The sequence below is a fragment of the Pseudoduganella sp. GCM10020061 genome (genome assembly GCF_042683405.1).
Taxonomy (GTDB): Bacteria; Pseudomonadota; Gammaproteobacteria; order Burkholderiales; family Burkholderiaceae_D; genus Telluria.
On the sequence record NZ_JBHUJS010000003.1, the window covers coordinates 717868 to 738205 of the forward strand.

A 20338-nucleotide genomic window follows, 5' to 3' on the forward strand; every position below is an offset into this window, starting at 1 on the left:
TGCCAAGAGTGGGATTTTATCAGACGCGCCGCATGAGTTTTACGCGCCTTTCCGGCAGGCGAAAAGCATTTAGCTATCACAGTAGTTGAAACAATCAATTTCACCTATTGATCAGCAATCGCTATGATTGTTCACATCTTGATTGAATTCGTTAATAGGAGCTTCACCATGGCACAGAACAATCCGTCCGTCACCATCCAGAACCTGGAAGCAGCCTTCGCCGGCGAGTCCATGGCCCACATCAAGTACCGCTATTTCGCCAAGCTGGCGCGCGCCGCCGGCGCGATCGAGGTGGCGGAAGCGTTCGAAGCGACGGCGGACCAGGAAGTCGCGCACGCCTTCGGCCACCTGGACTTGCTTTATCCGAAAGCCCAGATGACCCCGGCCAAGGCGCTCGAGATCGCGATCGAAGGCGAAACCTACGAGTACACCGAAATGTATCCGAAGTTCCGCCACCTGGCCGTCGAAGAAGGCAACAGCGCGGCAGTCGCCGAGTTCGACGAGCAGATCGCCGAATCGAAGGAGCATGCCGAAGCGTTCAGGCGCACGCTCGAACTGGCAGCCAAGCGCTTCGCCGCGCTGGCCAAAGTAGAGGAACGCCACGCCAACCATTACCGCGCCGCGCTCGACAAGCTGCAGGCTGCCTGACCCCACACACTCTATATATAGAAGGAAGACACATGAAGACTTACCAGTGCATCGTATGCGGTTTCATCTACGACGAAGCGGCCGGCATGCCGGACGAAGGCATCGCGCCGGGCACCCGCTGGGCCGACATCCCGGAGGACTGGGAATGCCCTGACTGCGGCGTAGCCAAGTCCGACTTTGACATGGTCGAGGTGTAATGTGAGCACAGCGCCTGTCTTGATCGTCGGCGCCGGCATGGCGTCGTATAGCCTGGCCCGCGAGTTCCGCAAGCTCGACAAGGACAGCGCGCTGGTGATCGTCACCGGCGATGCCGGTCACGCGTATGCCAAGCCGATGCTGTCGAACGCCTTCGCGCTCGGGAAGGATGCGCGCCAGCTCGTCTCGCAGGAGGCCGCGCAGATGGCAGCGCAGCTGGGCGCCCAGGTCCTGCCCAGCCGCGCCGTGGAAGCGATCGACCTGCAGGCTAGGTCGGTGCGCACTGCGCAGGGCGACATCGCCTACCGCAGCCTGGTGCTGGCCACCGGCGCGGCGCCGGTGCGGCTGCAGCTGGACGGCGACGCGGCCGATGAGGTCCTCTCGGTCAACAACATCGACGACTACGCACGGCTGCGCAGCCGGCTGGCGCTGACCGGCGCCCCGGCGCGCGTCGCGATCATCGGCGCGGGACTGATCGGCTGCGAGTTCGCGGACGACCTGCTGGCCGCCGGCCACCACGTGACGCTGATCGACCCGGCGCCGCGCCTGCTGGCGGCGCTGGCCGCGCCAAGTCTGTCGGAAGGGTTGCGCCAGGCGTGGCAAGGCCGCGCCGTGCAGCTGCACCTGGGCACCGTGGCGCAGCGCGTCGAGCGCAGCGGCGCCGGCTTGCGCGTATCGCTGGCCAATGGCGCCGAACTGGACGCGGACATCGTGCTGTCGGCGGTGGGCCTGCGCGCCAACGTGGCGCTGGCGCAGGCGGCCGGGCTGCGCACGGAGCGCGGCATCGTGGTGGACCGCCACGGACGCACCAGCGCGCCGGACGTGTTCGCGCTGGGCGACTGCGCGCAGTACGACACGGCCTCGGGCAGCGCGGTGCTGCCCTATGTGGCGCCGATGCTGGCGGCGGCGCGCGCGATCGCGGCCACGCTGGCCGGCCAGCCCGCGGCCATCGACATCAAGGCCGACCCGGTGGTCGTTAAGACCCCGAGCTACCGCATGGCGCTGCTGCCCCCGCCTGCCGGCATCGAGGGCGCCTGGCACGACCAGCACGATGGCGAGCGCACCGTGGCGCGCTTCTTCGACCGCGCCGGCGTCTTGCGCGGCTTCGGACTGTCGCACCCGACGCCCACCCTGCGCCAGTCCCTGCTGTCGGAAATGCAGCAGGTCGCCGCCGCAGCCTGACAGGGGCCATGGGGTCCTCGCTGCTTGTGTGCCCGCAGCCGGCACCCTGTCCAGCGGGCGAGTCTGGCGGAATCGGCCACAACATGACCGATTCCGCCAATTTCCTCCCGCTTTCGGGCGCCCGCGATGGACCAGGGTATTCCCCGGCAGTAAACGCCTCGTTTAACCTCGCAGCTTCTCGTTTATCCTCGCGCGGGCGCGTTCGCCCATAGGGAGAAGCTGGCCAGGGGCGAGACAAAACGAGGCAAATCGAGAAGGAACGAGGCAATTGCCCGGAAGGACCCTCCCCCTTGCCCGCTGGCGGAATCGCCCCAGTCATGGCCGATTCCGCCAACTCCGGCGGGCCCATGGCGAAGCGTTCCCCTCGCAGCCCGTTGGAATCCCGGCAGTACAATGCCGGGATGCTCTCCGAATTCGACCTGATCAAGAAATACTTCGTCCGCGCGCGCCCGGTCCGCGCCGCGCTTGGCATCGGCGACGACTGCGCCCTGCTCGCCCCGTCGCCCGGCATGCAGCTGGCCATCTCCAGCGACATGCTGGTCGAAGGCCGCCACTTCCTGCCCGGCGCAGATCCGCGCAAGCTGGGACACAAATGCCTGGCCGTGAACCTGTCCGACCTCGCCGCCATGGGCGCGAAGCCGGTGGCGTTCACGCTCGCGCTGGCCCTGCCCGCATCGGACGAACGCTGGCTGGAGCCGTTCGCCCAGGGCCTGTTCGAGCTGGCCGACCAGTACGATTGCGAGCTGATTGGCGGCGACACCACCAAGGGCCCGCTCACCATCAACATCACCGTGTTCGGCGAGCTCGCACCCGGCCACGCCCTGCGCCGCGCCGCCGCCCGGCCGGGCGACGACGTGTGGATCTCGGGCACGCTGGGCGACGCGCGCCTGGCGCTGGCGGGCTATTGGGGCGAACAGCGCCTGTCCGCCGCGGACCAGGAAGCGGCCGCCGTGCGCATGCACGAACCGCAGCCGCGGGTGGCGCTGGGCATGGCGCTGGCGTCTGGCGAAGGTGCGGTGGAAGGGGCCACCCTGGCGCGCGCCGCGCTCGACATCTCGGACGGCCTGGTGGGCGACATCGCGCACATCCTGAAGGCGTCCGGCGTGGGCGCTACGCTCGACGTGGACGCGCTGCCCGCCGGCCCCGTGCTCGCGCGCCAGCCGCTCGCGCTGCGGCGCGAATTCACCGCCGCCGGGGGCGACGACTACGAACTATGCTTCACCGCCCCGCGCGCGCACCGCGAAGCCGTGCTGGAGGCCGCGCGCCGCACCGGCACCCCGGTCACGCGCGTGGGAACGATCGACGCCGCGCCGGGACTGCGCTGGACCGATGCCGCCGGCGCCCCGCTGGCGCTGGCGCTGGCCGGTTTCGATCACTTCTCGGCCGGCTGATCCGGGTCGGGGTCGCGCCCGGCCTGCTCGCGCCAGAACTGCTGGAACGCCAGCCGGATATTCTGGCGCAGCTCCGCGTCGTCCCACGGCTTGGTGTAGAAGCGGTAGATCGAACCGCTGTTGATGGAATCGAGCACCGAGGCCAGCTCGGTGTCGCCGGACAGGATGATGCGCATCGTGCCGGGGTACAGCTCCTTGACCCGGCTGAGGAATTCCGTGCCGCTCATCAGCGGCATGCGCTGCTCGCACACGACGACCTGCACCGGATGCAGCGCCAGCAGCTCGAAGCCCTGCAGCGGCGACACTGCCGCCAGCACGCGGTAGTTCTCGCGCCGCAGCAGGCGGTGCAGCGCTGCGAGCACGCGCACGTCCGGATCGACCAGCAGCACGGTCGGCTGGCTGGAGCCCGGCACGGCCGCCGCGCGCGGCTGCGCGCGGTTGCGCAGCACCAGTTCGGCCAGCTCGCGCGCCGGCAGCGCGCGGCTGAAGTGGAAGCCCTGGATCTCGTCGCAATGGTGGCGCTGCAGGTAGGCCCACTGCCCTTCCGATTCGACCCCTTCGGCCACCACGCGCAGCTGCATGCTGTGCGCCATGCTGATGATGGCGCGCGCAATGGCCGCGTCGTCCGGATTGGCGACCAGGTCGCGCACGAAGGCGCTGTCGATCTTCAGCTTGTCGAGCGGGAAGCGCTTGAGGTAGGCCAGGCTCGAATAGCCGGTGCCAAAATCGTCCACCCCCACCGCCACGCCAAGCGCCTTCAGCTTGACCAGCACATCGGCCGCGCGCTCGGCATTCTCCATCAGCACCGTTTCGGTCAGCTCCAGCTCCAGGCAATGCGGCGCGATCCCATGGCGTTCCAGCGCCCGCCGCACCACGTGTTCGAGCTCGCCTTCGAACTGGCGGCCCGAGACGTTGACCGCGACCTGCATCTCGCCCACGCCGGAGGCCTTCCACTCGGCCATCTGGCGGCAGGCCTCGTCCAGGATCCATTCGCCGACCCGGTTGATCATGCCCGAGTCTTCCATCACGCCGACGAATTCGGCCGGGTACACCATGCCCACGCCGGGACGCTGCCAGCGCAGCAGCGACTCGACGCCGGAGATGCGGCCGGTGCGCGTGTCGACCTTGGGCTGGTAGTGCAGCACGAACTCGCCCTGCTCCAGCGCGCGCCGCAGCGCCATCTCCAGGTCCAGCCGCGCCAGCACCTGCACGTTCATCCCCGCGGTGAAGAAGCGGTAGCCGTCGCGCCCCGCTTCGCGCGCGCGCGCCATGGCCGTATCGGCGAACTTGACCAGCGTGTGCGGGTCGGTCGAGTCGAACGGATACATGGCGATCCCGATGCTGGCGGTCAGCACCACATGATGCCCGTCCAGGTCGAACGGCGCGCGCAGCTGCTCGCGCACCATGTCGGCCACGTCCGCCGCTTCCTGCTGGCTGCGGGCGCGCGCCAGGATCAGCGCGAACTCGTCGCCGCCCAGGCGCCCGATGGCTTCGCGCGACTTCACGCAGCGCACCAGGCGGTTGCTGAACTGGCTGAGCAGCTCGTCGCCCAGCGCCGCGCCCAGCGAATCGTTGACCATCTTGAAGCGGTCCAGCGTCATCACCACCAGCGCCACCTGCCAGCCCTTGTCGCGCGCCACCTCGATCGCCTCTTCCAGGGTACGGTAGAACAGGGTGCGGTTCGGCAGGCCGGTCAGGCTGTCGTAGTGCGCCAGGTGGCGCATACGCTGCTGCGCGATTACGCGCTCGGTGACGTCGCGCGCCACCGCGATCAGGATGCCGTCGTCGGCCTGCCAGTTGATTTCCACCGGCACCGGGTCGCCGTCGCGCCGCCGCAGTTCGCATTCCACCAGCTCGCGCTCGGCCGGCAGCGGCTGGCCGCGGTGCGATTGCTCCTGCTCGCTGGCCAGCTGCGCCAGTCCCACCGCGGCAGGTCCCGCAGCCAGCAGCGCGGCCCGGGTGTAGCCCAGCATGCGGCAGGCGCCCTCGTTCACGTCGACCATCGCCATCGAGCCGGTATCGAACAGGAAGATGCCGTCGGCGGTCGCGTCCATCGCCTTGCGGAAGCGCTGCAGGCTCTCGGTGCCTTCGCGCACCGCCTGCTCCATCTGGGAGCCGTGCTCGTACAGGCGGTTGTGCATCAGCCGCGTCTCGATCATGTTGCGGATGCGGGTCAGCACCTCGGGCGGATCGAAGGGCTTGCCGACGAAGTCGCGCGCGCCGGCGTTAAGCGCCGCCACGGTCTTGTCCGGGTCCGCCGTGACCACCAGCACCGGCAGGTAGTGCGGCTCGACCTCGCGCAGCGCCGCCATCACTGCGAAGCCGTCCATGCCCGGCATGTTCAGGTCGAGGATGATCAGGTCGTAGCGGTGCTCGCGGTGCAGGGCCAGCACCCGCTGCGAGTCGCGCAGCGCGGTGACGTTGGTATAGCCGCTCGCCGACAGCAGGTATTCGAGCAACTGCACGTTGACAAGCTGGTCGTCCACCACCAGGATGCGCGCCTGGCGGATCTGGTCCATGTCGATCATGGGTGGGCTGCCTCCTGGCGCAGGGCCAGCGCGGCATCCACGCTGGCGTTGAATTCATCGATATCGATCGGCTTGGACAGGTAGCGGAAGAAACCCGCTGCGCGCCCGCGCTCGGCATCGCCTGCCATCGCATTGGCGGTCAGCGCGATCACCGGCACCTGCGCCGTTTCGGGCAGCGCGCGCAGCGCATGGAAGGCCTCGATGCCCGACATGTCAGGCAGGTTCAGGTCCATCAGCACCAGGTCGGGCCGGTGGCGGCGCGCCATCTCCACCCCCGTGCGGCCGTCCGGCGCGGCCAGCAGCCGCATGCCCGGCCGGTAGCGCAGCAGCTGTGCGACCAGGTCGAGGTTGGCCGGATTGTCTTCCACGTACAGCAGCGTGTGCGAGACTGCGGCATCCGATGGCGCGGCCTGCCCGTCCTGCTCCTGCGGCGCCTCCACCGCTTCCTCGGTCACGGCCAGCGGCAGCTCGAACCAGAACACGCTGCCAACCCCGGCCGTGCTCGATACGCCGACCGTACCGCCCATCAGCTCCACCAGCCGCCGCGTGACCACCAGCCCGATCCCGCTACCCTCCTCCGTGCCCGCTTCCTGCCCGAGCCGGTTAAATGGCTGGAACAGGTTGTCCAGCTGTTGCCGCGACAGGCCGATGCCGGTGTCCTGCACCGACACGCGGACCGCGGACGCGCCGGAGCGGCGGCAATCCAGCATCACGGCGCCGCCTTCGCGGTTGTACTTGATCGCGTTGGACAGCAGGTTGAGCAGGACCTGCTTGACCCGGGTACGGTCGGCATATGCGCTGGACCCGCAGCTGTCAGGGAACAGCAGGCGCACGCCGCGCCGCGCCGCCAGCGGCTCGACCATCGCGCGGCATTCGGCGATCGCGCCGGCCATGTCGACCGGCTCCAGCGCCAGCGAAACCGTGCCCGACTCCACCTTGGCCAGGTCGAGGATTTCGTTGATCAGGGTGAGCAGGTGGCGGCCCGACTTGTGGATGTGGCCCGCGAACTCCTTGCGCTGCTCCGGCGTGGCCGGCATGCTGTCGGAAGTGAGGATCTGCGCGAACCCGAGGATCGCGTTGAGCGGGGTGCGCAGCTCGTGGCTCATGGAGGACAGGAAGGCCGACTTGGCCTGGTTGGCCTTCTGCGCCTCCGCCATCGCCAGCTCCAGCTCCGCGTTGGCGGTCTCCAGCTGCAGCGTGCGCTCGTACACACGCTGCTCCAGCTGCTCGTTCAGGCGGTCCAGCTCTCCGGTGCGCAGCTCGATCTCGCGCAGCATGGCGTTGAAGGAGTCGACCAGCTCGGCCACCTCGTCGTCGCTGCTGCGCGGCGCGCGGCGCGAAAAGTCGCGCGTGGCCACCACCTCGCGCGCGATGCCGGTGATGCGCAGCACCGGCCCGGTGATCACGCGGCCGATGCGGCGCGCCACCAGCACGGCGACGGCCAGCGCCAGCAGCATGGCGGCCGATCCGATCAGGAGGTAATCCAGCAGGCGCGCCACCAGCGCGTATTCCGAGCGCAGGTAGACGGTGCCGATGAAATCGCCGTGCTCGACGATCCGGTGGAACATGACGAAACGCTCGCCTTCGGCGCGGCTGCCCTCGGGCCGCGCGCGCGGCGGGAAGATCGCCGGTTCGCCCGGCACCGCGTAGGAGGCGAACAGGCGCCCGCCGGCATCGTAGATCGCGCCCGCGCGCATGCCCGGCCGGATGCGCAGCAGCGACAGGTTCTCGAACGCCAGCGGGGCGTCGTCGAAATTGAGCGCCGCCGCCGTCATGTGGCCCAGCAGCTCGGCCTGGGTGGCCACGTCGAGCACCACCCGGTTGTGGTAGCCGCGCAGGTCGTAGGCGATGATGCTGCCGATCGACACGAGCAGGGCCGCCACGGTGGCAGCCACCACCACACCGACCACTTTCCGCTGCATCGAGCGCAGGCGCTTCATATCGGGATCCGCGTCTCCACCCGGTGTGCCGCGGCCAGCATGCGCGCGCTGATGCGCAGCCGTCCCGTGTTCACGCGCCGCAGCGCCACCTCGAAGCGCAGCTTGTTATCGGCAATGACGAAATTGATCATCCCTCCCTGTGCGAATGCCTGGTCCGAATCGGTCACGGTCAGCACCGGATTGCCGCGCGCCTCCTCCAGGATGTCGCCGATCGCGGCGCGGCCGCCGCTGGCGTACAACATGTGCACCCCGTCGAGCGGCATGCCGCGCGTGATGCGCCGCACTTCGACCGGATGGCCGCCGACCGCACGCCCTGCCACCAGGCGCTGCAGCAGCTCGGCGGCCGCCTCGCTGCCGGCCACGCCGATCACGAACGGACTGTCGGGACCGTCGAATGCGCCGGGCGGCCACTCGGCATAGGTGGCGAACTTGTACAGGTAGGCCGCCTTCACCGCGAGTTCGACCGGTTCGGAAGCGCGCGCCGGCAGCGCCGCAGCGGCGAGCAGGACCAGCACCAGCAGGAGTTGGCGGGCCGGCGACATCAGAACCTCCACGACAGCCGTGCCAGCACGCTGCGCTCCATCACCGGGCGCACACCGGGCGCGCCGAATTCCGCATGCCCGCCCGCAAACAGGTTCCGGGCCAGCAGCGACAGTTCCAGGTCGTCGCGCAGCTCCCAGCCCAGGCGCAGGTCGACCGCGGTATACGACGGCACCACGGGGCGCGGCAGCGCGCCCACGCGGCGCGCGGTCAGGTCCAGCTCGACCGATGGCGACACGTCCCAGGAAGCGCGCAGCAGCGACCACGAGCTCGGGTCGTTGGTCGCGAACCCGGTCGCCGCCGACCCGTCCCGGCTGCCCGGCTTGGCATGCAGGTCAAGCCGGTGCATCACGTGCCCCAGGGTCAGGCGCAGGTCGGGCCGCACATCCCAGGTGGCGGACATCTCGGCGCCGTAGGTGGTGCCCTCGGCCTTGTTGAGGAAGACCGCGCCCGCTCCGCGCGGATTCGGTTCGAGCGTGCGCAGGCGGTCGTAATCGCTGTAGAACAGCGTCACCGCGTACGACAGCGCGGCATGGGGATTGCCGCGATAGCCCAGCTGCACCACGCGCGCCACCTCGGACTGGAAGTCCGGTCCGCCGGCAATCGCGTACTGCGGCACCCCGTTTACGACCGGCGGCACCGCAGGGGCGAACAGGTCGCGGTCGATGCGGGACGGCGCCCGCACCGCGCGCGAGGCCGATGCCCACAGCAGGTGGCCCTCGCCGGCGTCGAACGCGAACGACAGGTAGGGCAGCGTCTCGAGGCCGGTGTAGCTGTTGTGCTCCAGCTTGAGTCCTGCCGTCACGCGCATGCGGTCGTTGATGCGGATCTCGTCCTGGGCGTACACATTGGTCCATTTCAGGTCCACCCGGCCGGGCAGGAAAGCGAACCCCACGCCGTTCACGCGCACGTCGTCGCGCGCAACGCGGTGCCCGCCGCCCCAGATCAGCGCATGGCGCTCGCCAAGGCGGATCGAATGCTGGATGTCCAGGTCGAAGGTGTCGAGGTCCTCGATGAACGCGCCCGGCTGGTCGCGCGTGGTGTTGTCGAGGTAGGCCTGCACCCGCAGTTCGGAGCCGTTGCCCAGGGTGCGCGTCAGGCGCCCGACCAGGTTGGCGCCGCCGATCTCGATGTCGCGCGTGTTCAGCTGGTGCAGTTCGCCGCGGTAGATGTCGCCCTGCACCGTGACCTCGCCGCCCAGCGCATTGCCGTCCATGCGGAATCCTGCCGCGCGGCGCTGCATGCCGGTGTACGAGATGCCGCCTTTCTCGGTCTCCAGGTCGTCGTCCTGCCGGTAGCGCGCATACACGCGGTATGAGAAATTCCCCGCGCTGGTCCCATGGCGCACGCTGCCGAACCGGCTGTCGCTTCCCGCGCCCCCGGTGACCAGCCCGCCCAGCGTGCGGTCGGCCGGCTTGGTGATGATGTTGATCACGCCGTTGACGGCATTTGCGCCCCAGATCGTGGCGCCCGGGCCGCTGATGACTTCGATCCGGTCGACGTCCGGCATGACCAGGTCGTGCGCGTCCCAGAACACGCCGGAGAACAACGGCGAATAAATGGTGCGGCCGTCGATCATGACCAGCATCTTGTTCTGGAAGGGATTGTTGAAGCCGCGCGCGCTGACGGCGTAGTTGCGCGCATCGACCCGCGCCACATGCAGGTTGGGCGCCAGGCGCAGCGCCTCGGGCAGCGTGTGCGCGCCGGCGCGCCGGATCTCGTCGCCGCGGATCACGTACACGGGCGCGGGCGTATCGCGCAGCATCTCGGTCTTGCGCGATACCGAAGTGATTTCGATATTGCCCAGTTCTTCGAGCGAGAGATTGGCGAAATTCGGTGCCTGCGGATCGGCATGGGCAAGCTGCGCCAGGCATCCGACAATCGCCGCGGCCATCAGCTTGTGCGCCGTGCGCAGGGTGCGAGGGGTGTTAAATATCTTCTTGGTCATGTCGGCACTATTCTACGGTTGGCACCTTACCAGCCACGGCAGCACGGCTGGCGCACGGTTGTCGCCGTTATTCTTGATAAATCGCAATTAACTGTACGTTAAATTGACCCGGCCGGGTGAGCATTTTATGCACGAACGGTTGCCCATTTTTCAATTCTCCGCGCTAGAATGGGACCGGAACGAACCACAACAGGAGCCTGATGTGACGAACGAACTTCTTGACCTGGCCACCCAGGCCGGCCGCGCGCTGCAAAGCAAGCAACTGATGCTCGCCACTGCCGAATCGTGTACCGGGGGCGGCGTCGCCCAGGCCGTCACGGAAGTGGCCGGCTCGACAGGCTGGTTCGACTGCGGCTTCGTGGTGTACTCCAATGTGTCCAAGACCGAACTGCTGGACGTGTCGGCGGCGCTGATCGCCCAGCATGGCACGGTCAGCGAGGAGGTGGCCGCCGCCATGGCGGTGGGCGCGCTGGCCAACAGCAGCGCCGACGTGGCCATCTCGACCACGGGCATCGCCGGCCCGACCGGCGCCGTGCCCGGCAAGCCGGTGGGCACTGTCTGCTTCGGCTGGGCCCGCGGCGAGACCGTCCGCACCGAACGGCTGGTGTTCCAGGGCGACCGCCAGTCGGTGCGCGAGCAGACCGTCCGCCACGCCCTGCAAGGCCTGCTGCGCTTCATCGAATAATCCGGAGCACCAGCCCGGTGCTTTCGGCAACCCGGCACCGCTACCTGCCCCGCCCCGTTCGCGGGGCGCTTTTTGCTCGCCTGCCGCCATCGACCCCTGTATAGTTCTAGGCTGAAATATACGGAGCATTTTTTCGATGGATAATTCGGTTCACTTCATCCTGCAGGGCAAGGGCGGGATCGGCAAGACGCTGGTATCGACCATCGTCGCGCAATACCTGAAGCAGGACAGCGACGCCCCGTTGCGCTGCTACGACACCGACCAGGAAAACGCCACCTTCCTGCGCTACAAGGCACTGAACGTCAAGCACGTGCCGGTCATGACCGACAACCGCACGATCGACCCCAAGCGCTTCGACGCGCTGATGATCGACATCCTCGAGGAAGGCGGCAATTGCGTGGTCGACAACGGCGCCAACACCTTCTCGCCGCTGATGTCCTACCTGCTCGAAAACGACTGCTTCGACCTGCTGCGCGATTCGGGCCGCAAGGTCTACATCCATACCATCGTGGGCGGCGGCGACACCCTGCACGACACCGCGACCGGCTTCGTGTCGACCGCCAAGTCGACCGACGTGCCGCTGGTGCTGTGGGAGAACGAGCATTTCGGCAAGCTGGCCTCGGCCTCGGGCAAGGTGTTCACCGAATCGCAGACCTACGTCGACAATTCGGCGCGCGTGGTCGGGCGCATCGTGCTCGCGCAGCGCAACGCCGACACCTTCGGCGCCGACATCAAGAAAATGAACACCGCCCGCCTGACCGCGGAAGAAGTGAAGGCGAGCGACCGCTTCAACGTCATGGAAAAGCAGCGCATCAAGGTCGTGTTCAAGGACTTGTTCGCGCAGCTCGGCCAGGTCAACTGGTAAGGACCGCCATGGACCAGCAAAAACTGCGCACGCTCGTGTTCGAGAAGACCGGGGTGAAGATCGACGTGGACGATCCCGTGTTCGCCCTGGTGGCGCTGAACGAAGCGGTGCTGGAGGAAGCAGTGGAACGCCACGTCGCGGCGATCGAGCTGGCCAGCCGCGAGCTGGTGGCGCATGCGCGCGCGGCGGGCGGAATCGCGGCGCCGGCCGCGGCACCCGGCATGGCGGGACTGCTGGCGCAGGAGAAGCGGACGATCGCGATTGCGGCCGCCTCCGCGGTGCTGGGCGCGCTGGTGGTGCTGCTCGGCCAGGCCCTGCTCGCCTAGGAAGGAACCGTACTGCCCGCAGGGCGGGCGGCACGGCCCGCTTTCCGCATTACTTCACGTCGAGCAGTTCGACGTCGAAGATCAGGTCGGCGTCAGCCGGAATGAAGCCACCGCCCGCGCCTTTCTTGCCATAGGCGAGGTGCGACGGAATGATCAGCGTGCGCTTGCCGCCGACCCGCATGCCTTCCACGCCCTGGTCCCAGCCCTTGATCACTTTGCCTGCGCCCAGCGGGAATTCGAGCGGCTCGCCGCGGTCGAGCGAGGAGTCGAACTTGCGGCCGCGCTGGCGCACCGCCAGCGGCTTGTAGAACCAGCCCGTGTAGTGCACATAGACGGTCTTGCCCGGCATGGCCAGGGCGCCCTTGCCCACCACATTGTCGATCTTCTCGAGCGGAGGCAGCGCGGGAGCTGCAGGCTCGGCTGGCGCCGCTGCAGGCGCGGGCGCCGCGGCCGGTTGCGCCTCGGCAACCGAGGTGGCCGACTGCGCGGCGGCAGCGGCGGCAGGCGCCTGCGCTGCGCTCTGCGCCAGGGCGGCCGCAGATGCGATCGCGAGTACGCTGAATACGAATGGTCGAATCATTGCTAATCTTTCAAAGAAGAAAAAAGACCCGCCTATGATAGCAGGGCCGCTTTCGGATGCACCACGGCATCGGCCATCTTGTTCAGCACGTGCGCCACGGCGGCCATGCCGAAGCTGGCAGTGACCACCATGGTCGAGCCGAAGCCGGCGCAGTTCAGGCCGGACACGCCGCCGCGCTCGTCGCCATCCACCGAGCACGCCGCCTCGTCCCCTTCCGGGAACTTCAGCGGCTCCATCGAGAACACCGCGTCGATGTGGAAGTTGTTCTTGGAGCCGCGCGGGAAGCCGTGGCTGTTGCGCAGGCGCCGGCGCACCTTGGCCAGCAGCGGTTCCTGCTCGGTCTTGGACAGGTCGCGCACCGCGATCTTGGTCGGATCGACCTTGCCGCCCGCGCCGCCGATCGTGACCAAAGGGATCTGGTGTTCAGCGCAATAGGCGATCAGCGCCGTCTTGGCGCGCACGCTGTCGATCGCATCGATCACGTAGTCGAAGCCGCGCCCGCCGATGAACTGGTCGAGGTTGTCGGCGGCGACGAAGTCTTCCACCAGGTTGACCTTGCAGAACGGATTGATCCCGGCGATGCGCGCGGCCAGCGCATCGATCTTGGGCATGCCGACGGTGCCGGTCAGTGCCTGGATCTGGCGGTTCACGTTCGATTCGGCCACGTTGTCCAGGTCGATCAGGGTCAGCTGGCCGATCGCGCTGCGGGCCAGCGCCTCCACGGCCCAGGAGCCGACGCCGCCGACGCCGACCACGCAGATGTGCGCGTTGCGGAAGCGCTCCAGCGCGCGGGCGCCGTACAGCCGTCCGATGCCGCCAAAGCGGCGCTCGAAATCGACTTCGTCGGCAGGGTCGCAGGCGGCCGTTGCGCCGGGTGGGGTAGTCATCGCATCCATGCGCGCATTTTAACGGACGGGGCCATCCGGCTGCTCTAAAATGCCGGGTAATGTCAATTCATCACCGCCCCCGCCATGACCTTCGCCCTTCCTGAACCGGCTCCCGGCTTCGACCAGCCTGTCGCGGTGCTCAAGCACTGCCACGACCGCATCCGCAAGCAGCTCTCCACGCTGCACAAGCTGCTGGCGCACCTGCCCGCGCACGGCGCCGACCAGGACGCGCAGCAGGCCGCGCGCGCGATCCTGTCCTACTTCGACAAGGCCGCCAACCTGCACCATGACGACGAGGAACACGACCTGATCCCGATGCTCCAGGCGACCGCGTCCGGCGAGGACGCGGCGCTGCTGGGCCGGCTGGCGCCGCAGCTGCTGCAGGAGCACGCCGAGATGGAAGCCATGTGGCAGCAGCTGCGCGGCCCGCTGGCGGCGATCGCGGAAGGCCAGGCGCAGGCGCTCGATGCGGGCGCCGCGGCGCGCTTCGCTGACGCCTATGCGCGCCACATGGAGATCGAGGAAGGCCAGGTCGCGCCGATGGCGCTGCGCCTGTTCAGCGGCGCGCAGATGGAGCAGCTGGGCCGCGCGATGCAGGAACGGCGCGGCATCCTCCCGGCGGGCGAGCGCGTCGCGCACATGCGCAAGGACTACGAGCAGGCCGCGCTGTCGGAACAGGAAGTGCGCGCCAATCCCATCGAGCAGTTCGAAGAGTGGTTCCAGCAGGCCCTGCGCGCCGAGGTCAACGAGCCGAATGCGATGGGCGTCTCGACCGTGGGCGCGGACGGACGGCCCAGCTCGCGCATCGTGCTGGTCAAGCAGTTCGACCAGCGCGGCTTTACCTGGTACACCAACTACGACAGCCAGAAGGGACGGGAACTGTGCGCCAATCCGCATGCCGCATTGCTATTCTTCTGGAGTGAACTTGAGCGCCAGGTTCGGGTCGAAGGAAGGGTGGAGCGCACCTCGGCGGAGGAAAGCGACCGCTACTTTGGCAGCCGGCCGCTGAAGAGCAGGCTGGGCGCGATCGCGTCTGACCAGAGCCGGCCGATCGGCAGCCGCGAGGCGCTCGAGCGCAACTACGAGGCGGTCGTCAGCCGCTTCGGCGAGGATCCGCCGCGTCCCGAGCACTGGGGCGGTTTCCGCCTGGTGCCGGACCGGATCGAGTTCTGGCAGGGCCGCAGTTCGCGGTTCCACGACCGGATCGTGTACACGCGCCAGCCTGACGGCAGCTGGTCGCGGCAGCGTTTGCAACCGTAGAGGCGCCCTGGGCGCCGGAAGGAGGCGCCATGTTCGACCTCGCCCGACTCGGTTCCTGGAGCCGCGACGTCCGCAGCCAGCTCACGCTGCCGCTGCGGGTCGACCTCTGGAACGGCCAGCGCTATGACTTCTCGCCCGAGCCGCCGCGCGTCACCGTGCGCGTGCCCGATCCCGGCGCGCTGCGCTACCTGCTCAGCCCCTCGCTGTACAACCTCGGCAAGGCCTACGTGGAAGGGGCGATCGAGGTCACCGGCCGCGCCCAGGACATGATCGCCGTGGTCAATGCGCTGGCGCGCGCCTCGCTCAAGCCCGAAGGCCGGCTGGGGCGCGCGGTGCACCACCTGCGCCACACGCGCGAGAAGGACCGCAAGGCGATCGCCTACCATTACGACGTCTCCAACGCTTTCTACCAGGCCTGGCTGGACCCGGCCATGGTGTATTCCTGCGCCTACTTCGAGAACGGCGACGAGGACCTGGCCACGGCGCAGGTCAAGAAGATCGACCACATCCTCAACAAGATCCGCCTGCAGCCGGGCCAGACCCTGCTTGACATCGGCTGCGGCTGGGGCGCGCTGGCAATCCGCGCCGCCGAACGGTACGGCGCCCGCTGCGTCGGCATCACCCTGTCCGAAAACCAGCTGCGCCTGGCGCGTGAGCGCGTGCGCGCCCAGGGGCTGGAGGACCGGGTCGAGATCCGGCTGCAGGACTACCGCGACGTGCGCGGCCGCTTCGACCGCATCACCAGCGTCGGCATGTTCGAGCACGTGGGGGTGGCACACCTGCCCGAGTACTTCCGGCGCATGTGCGAGCTGCTGGCCGAGGACGGGGTGGCGATGAACCACGGGATCACTTCCACCGACCCGGCGGGCGGCGCTACGCCCTACGGCGGCGGCGAGTTCATCGCCGAGTACGTGTTCCCGGACGGCGAGCTGGCGCACCTGTCGGCCGTGCTGCGCGCCATGCAGCAGGGCGGGATGGAAGTGCTGGACGTGGAAAACCTGCGGCGCCACTACGCGCGCACCTGCGCGCTGTGGACCGAGAACTACGAGGCCCGTTCCGCCGAGATTGCGGCGCTGACGGATGCGCGGCGCTTCCGCATCTGGCACGTCTACCTCGCGGGCTGCGCCTGGGCCTTCGAGCACGACATGATCAGCCTGTACCAGGTGGTCTGTAGCAAGGCCGGCGGCCCCGCCGCCGCGCACCCCTGGTCGCGCCGCTACATGTACCAGTAACCGGCGGACGGTCGCCTCCCCGTCAGCCGGCGTCCTTGACGCGGCTGGCAAAGGTCTGCCGGAACTTGGACAGCTTGGGCGCCACCACGAACGCGCAATACCCCTGCAGCGGATGCTGCCTGAAGTAATCCTGGTGATAGTCCTCGGCCCGGTACCACTTCTGCTGCGGCTGGATCTCGGTCACCAGCGGCGCGGTCCACACGTGCGCCATCTCGCCCATCACCTGGCGCGCGGTCGCTTCCTGCTCCGGCGACGTGGTAAAGATCACCGACCGGTACTGCGTGCCGACATCGTTGCCCTGCCGGTTCAGCGTGGTCGGATCGTGGATGGTAAAGAAGATCTCGAGGATGTCGCGGTACGAGATCTGGGCCGGGTCGAACTCCACCCGCACCACCTCCGCATGCCCGCTGGTTCCCGAGCACACCTGTTCGTAGGTCGGGTTCTCGGTGTGGCCCCCCATGTAGCCGGATTCGACCTTGGTCACGCCCCGCGTCTCCAGGTACACCGCCTCCGTGCACCAGAAGCAGCCCCCGCCCAGGATGGCGGTCTCGATTGTTCTCTCTTCCATGTGATGTGCTCCAGCCGGTGATGGCAACGGCGGACCCGCCGCTGCTTGCGTCCTGCCTCTACAGTATAGACCAGTGCGCCCGGCAGTCCCTTGCGCACGCATCCCGGCAGGCGCGGCCGCAGCCTTTCGCAGGGGCAGGTGGTTTTTTTGGCATAATGGTGCAAATTCCCCAAGCAAGCGATGAACATAAGCTCCCCCCGCGCCGACGCGCGCCAGTTCGACACGGTCCAGTTTCGCCGCGCCCTGTCCCAGTTCGCCACAGGCGTCACGGTCATCACGACCCGGCTCGCCGACGGCACCTTCCGCGGCCTGACCGCGAGCTCGTTCAATTCCGTCTCGCTGGATCCGCCGCTGGTGCTGTGGAGCCTCGGCTCGGCCGCCAACAGCTTGCCCATCTTCAGCGGCAACTCGCACTACGTGATCAACGTCCTCTCGGCCGGCCAGGCCGACGTTGCGCGGATGTTTTCCACCCGCGGCGAAAACCCGTTCGACTCGGTCGAGTTCGAACTGTCGCGCACCGGCCAGCCTGTGCTCAAGGGCGCCTCCGCCTGGTTCGAATGCCACAACCGCAGCCGCTATCCGGAAGGCGACCACGTGATCTTCGTGGGCGAAGTCGAGCACTGCGAATACACCGACCTGCCGGCCCTGATTTTCCACCACGGGCGATTCAGCAGCACATAAACGCGGTAGAATTGTCAGTTAAGTTGCCTATACAACCTACCCTTATTTCCCTATAACGAGACGCCATGAACGCACACCGCAAGGCCCAGTTCCACTGGGACGATCCGCTCCTGCTCAATTCCCAGCTGACCGACGACGAGCGCATGGTGCGCGACGCCGCAGCGGCCTACTGCGCCGACAAGCTGCAGCCGCGCATCCTGGAGGCCTTCCGCCACGAGCAGATGGACACGTCGATCTTCCGCGAAATGGGCGAGCTCGGCCTGCTGGGTCCGACGATTCCCGAGCAGTATGGCGGCCCGGGCCTGAACTACGTGGCCTACGGCCTGATCGCGCGTGAAGTCGAGCGCGTCGACTCGGGCTACCGTTCCATGATGAGCGTGCAGTCCTCGCTGGTGATGGTGCCGATCTACGAATTCGGCACCGAGGCGCAGCGCCAGAAGTACCTGCCCAAGCTGGCCACCGGCGAATGGATCGGCTGCTTCGGCCTGACCGAACCGAATCACGGCTCCGACCCTGGCTCGATGGTCACGCGCGCGCGCAAGGTCGACGGCGGCTACTCGCTGACCGGCTCCAAGATGTGGATCACCAACTCCCCGGTCGCCGACGTGTTCGTGGTGTGGGCCAAGGATGACGAAGGCGCGATCCGGGGCTTCGTGCTGGAAAAGGGCTGGAAAGGCCTGTCCGCGCCGGCCATCCACGGCAAGTTCGGCCTGCGCGCCTCGGTCACCGGCGAAATCGTCATGGACGAAGTGTTCTGCCCGGAAGAGAACGCCTTCCCGGACGTGCGCGGCCTGAAGGGCCCGTTCACCTGCCTGAACTCGGCGCGCTACGGCATTGCCTGGGGCGCGCTGGGCGCGGCCGAAGCGTGCTGGCACACTGCGCGCCAGTACACCATGGACCGCAAGCAGTTCGGCCGTCCGCTGGCCGCCAACCAGCTGGTGCAAAAGAAGCTGGCCGACATGCAGACCGAGATCACGCTGGGCCTGCAGGGCTGCCTGCGCCTGGGCCGCATGAAGGACGAAGGCACGGCTGCCGTCGAAATCACCTCCATGATGAAGCGCAACTCCTGCGGCAAATCGCTGGACATCGCCCGCACCGCGCGCGACATGCTGGGCGGCAACGGCATCTCCGACGAGTTCGGCGTCATCCGCCACATGGTCAACCTGGAAGTGGTCAACACCTACGAAGGCACGCACGACATCCACGCCCTGATCCTCGGCCGCGCCCAGACCGGCATCCAGGCCTTCAGCTAACAAAAATGGGGACAGACCCCATTTCCAAAATGGGGTCAGACCCCATTTTTTGCCCATCTCCGGCGCTGTCCAAAATGGGGACAGACCCCATTTTTCGCCCATCTCCGGCGCTGCAAGCCAAATAAAAAACGGGAACCCGGCTCGGGTTCCCGTTTTTTTTATACCCGCCTAAAAATGGGGTCTGTCCCCATTTTAAATGGGGTCTGTCCCCATTTTTTTACAGCCAGCCTTTGGTGAACATCTGGTCGGCGATGTAGCGCGCGACCAGCGAGTGCTCGTACGGGGTCGGGTGCACGCTGTCGGCGAACATGTAGCGGCTGACGTCGCCCGCGACCAGGTTGGTGCCGTTGCACATCAGCGAGGAGGTGCCGCCGGCGTTCGGGCCGCACGCCACTGCCGTGGTGTTGGTCAGGCCGTATTTGCTCGGGTTGGCGAACTGGTCGTTCGACAGCGCGAACAGGTCGACGTACAGCACGCGCGCGTCGTCCGGCAGGTTGGCGCGCAGCGCGGTGTTGAACGAAGTGGCCATGCCCTTGATCAGCTGCTGGGCGCTGGCGCTCTGCGAGCGTGCCGACGGCGACACCGAGACGTCCGGCAGGTTGTTGACCACCACATACTTGGCGCCCTTGCCCAGGATCTGGGTGTTGATGATGTTCGCCAGTTCGGCGCCGGCCGCGCCCATCGCCGGAACGTTGTTCGGGCCGTTGGCGGTCAGGTAGTCCTGGCCCGCCTTGGCGCCTGCCGCCTGGCCGGCTGCGGTCGCGGTGGCCACCATCGGGCCGTACACGGCCGGGCTGCCGGCGGCGGTGTTGCCTGCCATGACGGCGGCGGTCACTGCGGCGCCCACAACGGTCTGGTCGGTACTGCCCGGACGTGCGCGCTCGGTCTGCATCGCGGTGGCGATGGCGACGGCCGCGCTCTGCGGATTCGGTGCGCCTGCAGCGAGCTGGGTCACGAGGCTCTGGCCGAATGCGGTCTGGCCGGCGCTGGTACCGGCGGCGGTCGCTGCAGCGGCAAGCTGGCCCATCAGCATCAGCAGGTCGTTGCCGCCTGCCATCACGTAGACGACTTCATTGCCGCCGAATTTGCCGCCGTTGCGGGCCAGGTGGGTGGCGACCTGAGTCACCACCGGCACGGTCAGTGCGCCGGTCGGATCGCCGGTCAGTGCATTGCCTGGACCGACAGGGTTGGTGACGCGCGCACCGCCCTGTGCGTAGTTGTAGCAGTTCAGGTGGTTCTGTACCGGCACCGCGAACATGCCCTGGCCGTTCAGGCCGGTCTGCGCTGCGCACGGCGCGGACATGCCCATGGTCGCTGCCAGCCATTCGCTCCAGGTGCGGCCATCCAGCTCTGGCTTGCCCGCCACCACGCCGTTGACCGTGAACTTGCCGCCACCCGCTGCTGCGATCGGACCGACCTTGTAGCTGCCCACGTCGGCCAGCGAGTCGCCGAACACGACCTGGCGCGCAAATACCGGCTTTTGCGCCTTGGACAGGAGGGTCGAGGCCGGGCCGCTGCCACTGTCGCCGCAGCCCGCCAGGACCGCTGCCGCGACAAGTGCCAGCACGTAGTTAGATTGACGCATTTTGTCTCCTTGGGATTCTTATTGAAGAAACGAACGCACGTACT

At 67.7% G+C, this 20338-nt stretch carries 19 protein-coding genes; 11 read left to right on the forward strand and 8 right to left on the reverse strand.

The features are described from left to right. Positions 1 to 168: 168 nt before the first annotated feature. The 4 genes from ACFSQR_RS10600 to thiL all read left to right on the forward strand — a co-directional run bounded on the left by ACFSQR_RS10600 (position 169) and on the right by thiL (position 3416). Positions 169 to 648, forward strand: a complete 480-nt coding sequence (locus ACFSQR_RS10600; protein ID WP_377729733.1) for a rubrerythrin family protein — start codon at positions 169 to 171, stop codon at positions 646 to 648. Between the two features lie 32 nt (positions 649 to 680). Continuing rightward, positions 681 to 845, forward strand: a complete 165-nt coding sequence (locus tag ACFSQR_RS10605) for a rubredoxin (protein ID WP_377729734.1) — start codon at positions 681 to 683, stop codon at positions 843 to 845. Between the two features lies 1 nt (position 846). After that, entirely contained in the window at positions 847 to 2025 is a 1179-nt protein-coding gene (locus ACFSQR_RS10610) for an NAD(P)/FAD-dependent oxidoreductase (RefSeq protein ID WP_377729735.1), read from the forward strand. Positions 2026 to 2426: 401 nt separating this feature from the next. Continuing rightward, positions 2427 to 3416 carry a thiamine-phosphate kinase gene (thiL, locus tag ACFSQR_RS10615; RefSeq protein WP_377729963.1) on the forward strand — a complete coding sequence of 330 codons (990 nt, stop codon included), beginning with the start codon at positions 2427 to 2429 and terminating at the stop codon, positions 3414 to 3416. On the opposite strand, the gene ACFSQR_RS10620 is transcribed toward thiL, so the two are convergent. Genes ACFSQR_RS10620 through ACFSQR_RS10635 form a run of 4 tightly spaced genes read right to left on the reverse strand, consistent with a single transcriptional unit; the run spans position 3398 to position 10372 of the window. Next, on the reverse strand, positions 3398 to 5944 hold the full coding sequence (locus ACFSQR_RS10620; RefSeq protein ID WP_377729736.1) for an EAL domain-containing protein: 2547 nt from the start codon (positions 5942 to 5944) through the stop codon (positions 3398 to 3400). The two genes, thiL and ACFSQR_RS10620, sit on opposite strands and share 19 nt — an antisense overlap. Further along, on the reverse strand, positions 5941 to 7884 hold the full coding sequence (locus ACFSQR_RS10625; protein WP_377729737.1) for an ATP-binding protein: 1944 nt from the start codon (positions 7882 to 7884) through the stop codon (positions 5941 to 5943). The genes ACFSQR_RS10620 and ACFSQR_RS10625 overlap by 4 nt, the downstream gene beginning before the upstream one ends. Further along, a complete protein-coding gene (locus ACFSQR_RS10630; RefSeq protein WP_377729738.1) occupies positions 7881 to 8426 on the reverse strand; it encodes a YfiR family protein in 546 nt (181 codons plus the stop codon). The genes ACFSQR_RS10625 and ACFSQR_RS10630 overlap by 4 nt, the downstream gene beginning before the upstream one ends. Further along, positions 8426 to 10372 (reverse strand): TonB-dependent receptor plug domain-containing protein, encoded by a 1947-nt coding sequence (locus tag ACFSQR_RS10635; RefSeq protein ID WP_377729739.1) that lies wholly within the window; start codon positions 10370 to 10372, stop codon positions 8426 to 8428. Before ACFSQR_RS10635 ends, ACFSQR_RS10630 begins: the two co-directional genes overlap by 1 nt. 202 nt (positions 10373 to 10574) lie before the next feature. Here ACFSQR_RS10635 and ACFSQR_RS10640 point away from each other — a divergent pair, with 202 nt between their 5' ends. The 3 genes from ACFSQR_RS10640 (at position 10575) to ACFSQR_RS10650 (ending at position 12248) form a co-directional block, all read left to right on the forward strand. Further along, entirely contained in the window at positions 10575 to 11057 is a 483-nt protein-coding gene (locus tag ACFSQR_RS10640; protein WP_377729740.1) for a CinA family protein, read from the forward strand. A 136-nt stretch (positions 11058 to 11193) separates the two neighbouring features. Next, positions 11194 to 11922, forward strand: a complete 729-nt coding sequence (locus tag ACFSQR_RS10645) for a hypothetical protein (protein WP_377729741.1) — start codon at positions 11194 to 11196, stop codon at positions 11920 to 11922. An 8-nt stretch (positions 11923 to 11930) separates the two neighbouring features. After that, entirely contained in the window at positions 11931 to 12248 is a 318-nt protein-coding gene (locus tag ACFSQR_RS10650; protein ID WP_377729742.1) for a hypothetical protein, read from the forward strand. A 49-nt stretch (positions 12249 to 12297) separates the two neighbouring features. Here ACFSQR_RS10650 and ACFSQR_RS10655 read toward each other — a convergent pair whose 3' ends face one another. Next, on the reverse strand, positions 12298 to 12828 hold the full coding sequence (locus ACFSQR_RS10655) for an FKBP-type peptidyl-prolyl cis-trans isomerase (RefSeq protein ID WP_377729743.1): 531 nt from the start codon (positions 12826 to 12828) through the stop codon (positions 12298 to 12300). Positions 12829 to 12860: 32 nt separating this feature from the next. Beyond that, a complete protein-coding gene (tcdA, locus tag ACFSQR_RS10660) occupies positions 12861 to 13715 on the reverse strand; it encodes a tRNA cyclic N6-threonylcarbamoyladenosine(37) synthase TcdA (protein ID WP_377729744.1) in 855 nt (284 codons plus the stop codon). Between the two features lie 84 nt (positions 13716 to 13799). On the opposite strand from tcdA, the gene pdxH reads away from it, so the two are divergent. Then, positions 13800 to 14975 (forward strand): pyridoxamine 5'-phosphate oxidase, encoded by a 1176-nt coding sequence (gene pdxH / locus ACFSQR_RS10665; protein WP_377729745.1) that lies wholly within the window; start codon positions 13800 to 13802, stop codon positions 14973 to 14975. 29 nt (positions 14976 to 15004) lie between these two features. Next, the gene (locus ACFSQR_RS10670; protein ID WP_377729746.1) at positions 15005 to 16207 is read left to right on the forward strand and encodes a class I SAM-dependent methyltransferase; all 1203 of its coding nucleotides are present in this window, start codon (positions 15005 to 15007) and stop codon (positions 16205 to 16207) included. Between the two features lie 22 nt (positions 16208 to 16229). On the opposite strand, the gene msrA is transcribed toward ACFSQR_RS10670, so the two are convergent. Continuing rightward, entirely contained in the window at positions 16230 to 16775 is a 546-nt protein-coding gene (gene msrA / locus ACFSQR_RS10675) for a peptide-methionine (S)-S-oxide reductase MsrA (protein ID WP_377729747.1), read from the reverse strand. 180 nt (positions 16776 to 16955) lie between these two features. On the opposite strand from msrA, the gene ACFSQR_RS10680 reads away from it, so the two are divergent. Both ACFSQR_RS10680 and ACFSQR_RS10685 read left to right on the forward strand, forming a co-directional pair. Next, entirely contained in the window at positions 16956 to 17456 is a 501-nt protein-coding gene (locus ACFSQR_RS10680; protein WP_377729748.1) for a flavin reductase family protein, read from the forward strand. A 65-nt stretch (positions 17457 to 17521) separates the two neighbouring features. After that, positions 17522 to 18709 (forward strand): acyl-CoA dehydrogenase, encoded by a 1188-nt coding sequence (locus tag ACFSQR_RS10685; RefSeq protein WP_377729749.1) that lies wholly within the window; start codon positions 17522 to 17524, stop codon positions 18707 to 18709. 217 nt (positions 18710 to 18926) lie between these two features. On the opposite strand, the gene ACFSQR_RS10690 is transcribed toward ACFSQR_RS10685, so the two are convergent. Beyond that, positions 18927 to 20294: an SGNH/GDSL hydrolase family protein gene (locus ACFSQR_RS10690; RefSeq protein ID WP_377729750.1), complete on the reverse strand. Its 1368-nt coding sequence runs from the start codon at positions 20292 to 20294 to the stop codon at positions 18927 to 18929. Positions 20295 to 20338 lie beyond the last annotated feature (44 nt).

What these genes read in the sequence shown, in the direction of transcription:
- ACFSQR_RS10600 (WP_377729733.1), top strand. Translation starts at nt 169, where the DNA reads ATGGCACAGAACAATCCGTCCGTCACCATCCAGAACCTGGAAGCAGCC.
- ACFSQR_RS10605 (WP_377729734.1), top strand. Translation starts at nt 681, where the DNA reads ATGAAGACTTACCAGTGCATCGTATGCGGTTTCATCTACGACGAAGCG.
- thiL (WP_377729963.1), top strand. Translation starts at nt 2,427, where the DNA reads ATGCTCTCCGAATTCGACCTGATCAAGAAATACTTCGTCCGCGCGCGC.
- ACFSQR_RS10620 (WP_377729736.1), bottom strand. Translation starts at nt 5,944, where the DNA reads ATGATCGACATGGACCAGATCCGCCAGGCGCGCATCCTGGTGGTGGAC.
- ACFSQR_RS10625 (WP_377729737.1), bottom strand. Translation starts at nt 7,884, where the DNA reads ATGAAGCGCCTGCGCTCGATGCAGCGGAAAGTGGTCGGTGTGGTGGTG.
- ACFSQR_RS10630 (WP_377729738.1), bottom strand. Translation starts at nt 8,426, where the DNA reads ATGTCGCCGGCCCGCCAACTCCTGCTGGTGCTGGTCCTGCTCGCCGCT.
- ACFSQR_RS10635 (WP_377729739.1), bottom strand. Translation starts at nt 10,372, where the DNA reads ATGACCAAGAAGATATTTAACACCCCTCGCACCCTGCGCACGGCGCAC.
- ACFSQR_RS10645 (WP_377729741.1), top strand. Translation starts at nt 11,194, where the DNA reads ATGGATAATTCGGTTCACTTCATCCTGCAGGGCAAGGGCGGGATCGGC.
- ACFSQR_RS10650 (WP_377729742.1), top strand. Translation starts at nt 11,931, where the DNA reads ATGGACCAGCAAAAACTGCGCACGCTCGTGTTCGAGAAGACCGGGGTG.
- ACFSQR_RS10655 (WP_377729743.1), bottom strand. Translation starts at nt 12,828, where the DNA reads ATGATTCGACCATTCGTATTCAGCGTACTCGCGATCGCATCTGCGGCC.
- tcdA (WP_377729744.1), bottom strand. Translation starts at nt 13,715, where the DNA reads ATGACTACCCCACCCGGCGCAACGGCCGCCTGCGACCCTGCCGACGAA.
- pdxH (WP_377729745.1), top strand. Translation starts at nt 13,800, where the DNA reads ATGACCTTCGCCCTTCCTGAACCGGCTCCCGGCTTCGACCAGCCTGTC.
- ACFSQR_RS10670 (WP_377729746.1), top strand. Translation starts at nt 15,005, where the DNA reads ATGTTCGACCTCGCCCGACTCGGTTCCTGGAGCCGCGACGTCCGCAGC.
- msrA (WP_377729747.1), bottom strand. Translation starts at nt 16,775, where the DNA reads ATGGAAGAGAGAACAATCGAGACCGCCATCCTGGGCGGGGGCTGCTTC.
- ACFSQR_RS10680 (WP_377729748.1), top strand. Translation starts at nt 16,956, where the DNA reads ATGAACATAAGCTCCCCCCGCGCCGACGCGCGCCAGTTCGACACGGTC.
- ACFSQR_RS10685 (WP_377729749.1), top strand. Translation starts at nt 17,522, where the DNA reads ATGAACGCACACCGCAAGGCCCAGTTCCACTGGGACGATCCGCTCCTG.
- ACFSQR_RS10690 (WP_377729750.1), bottom strand. Translation starts at nt 20,294, where the DNA reads ATGCGTCAATCTAACTACGTGCTGGCACTTGTCGCGGCAGCGGTCCTG.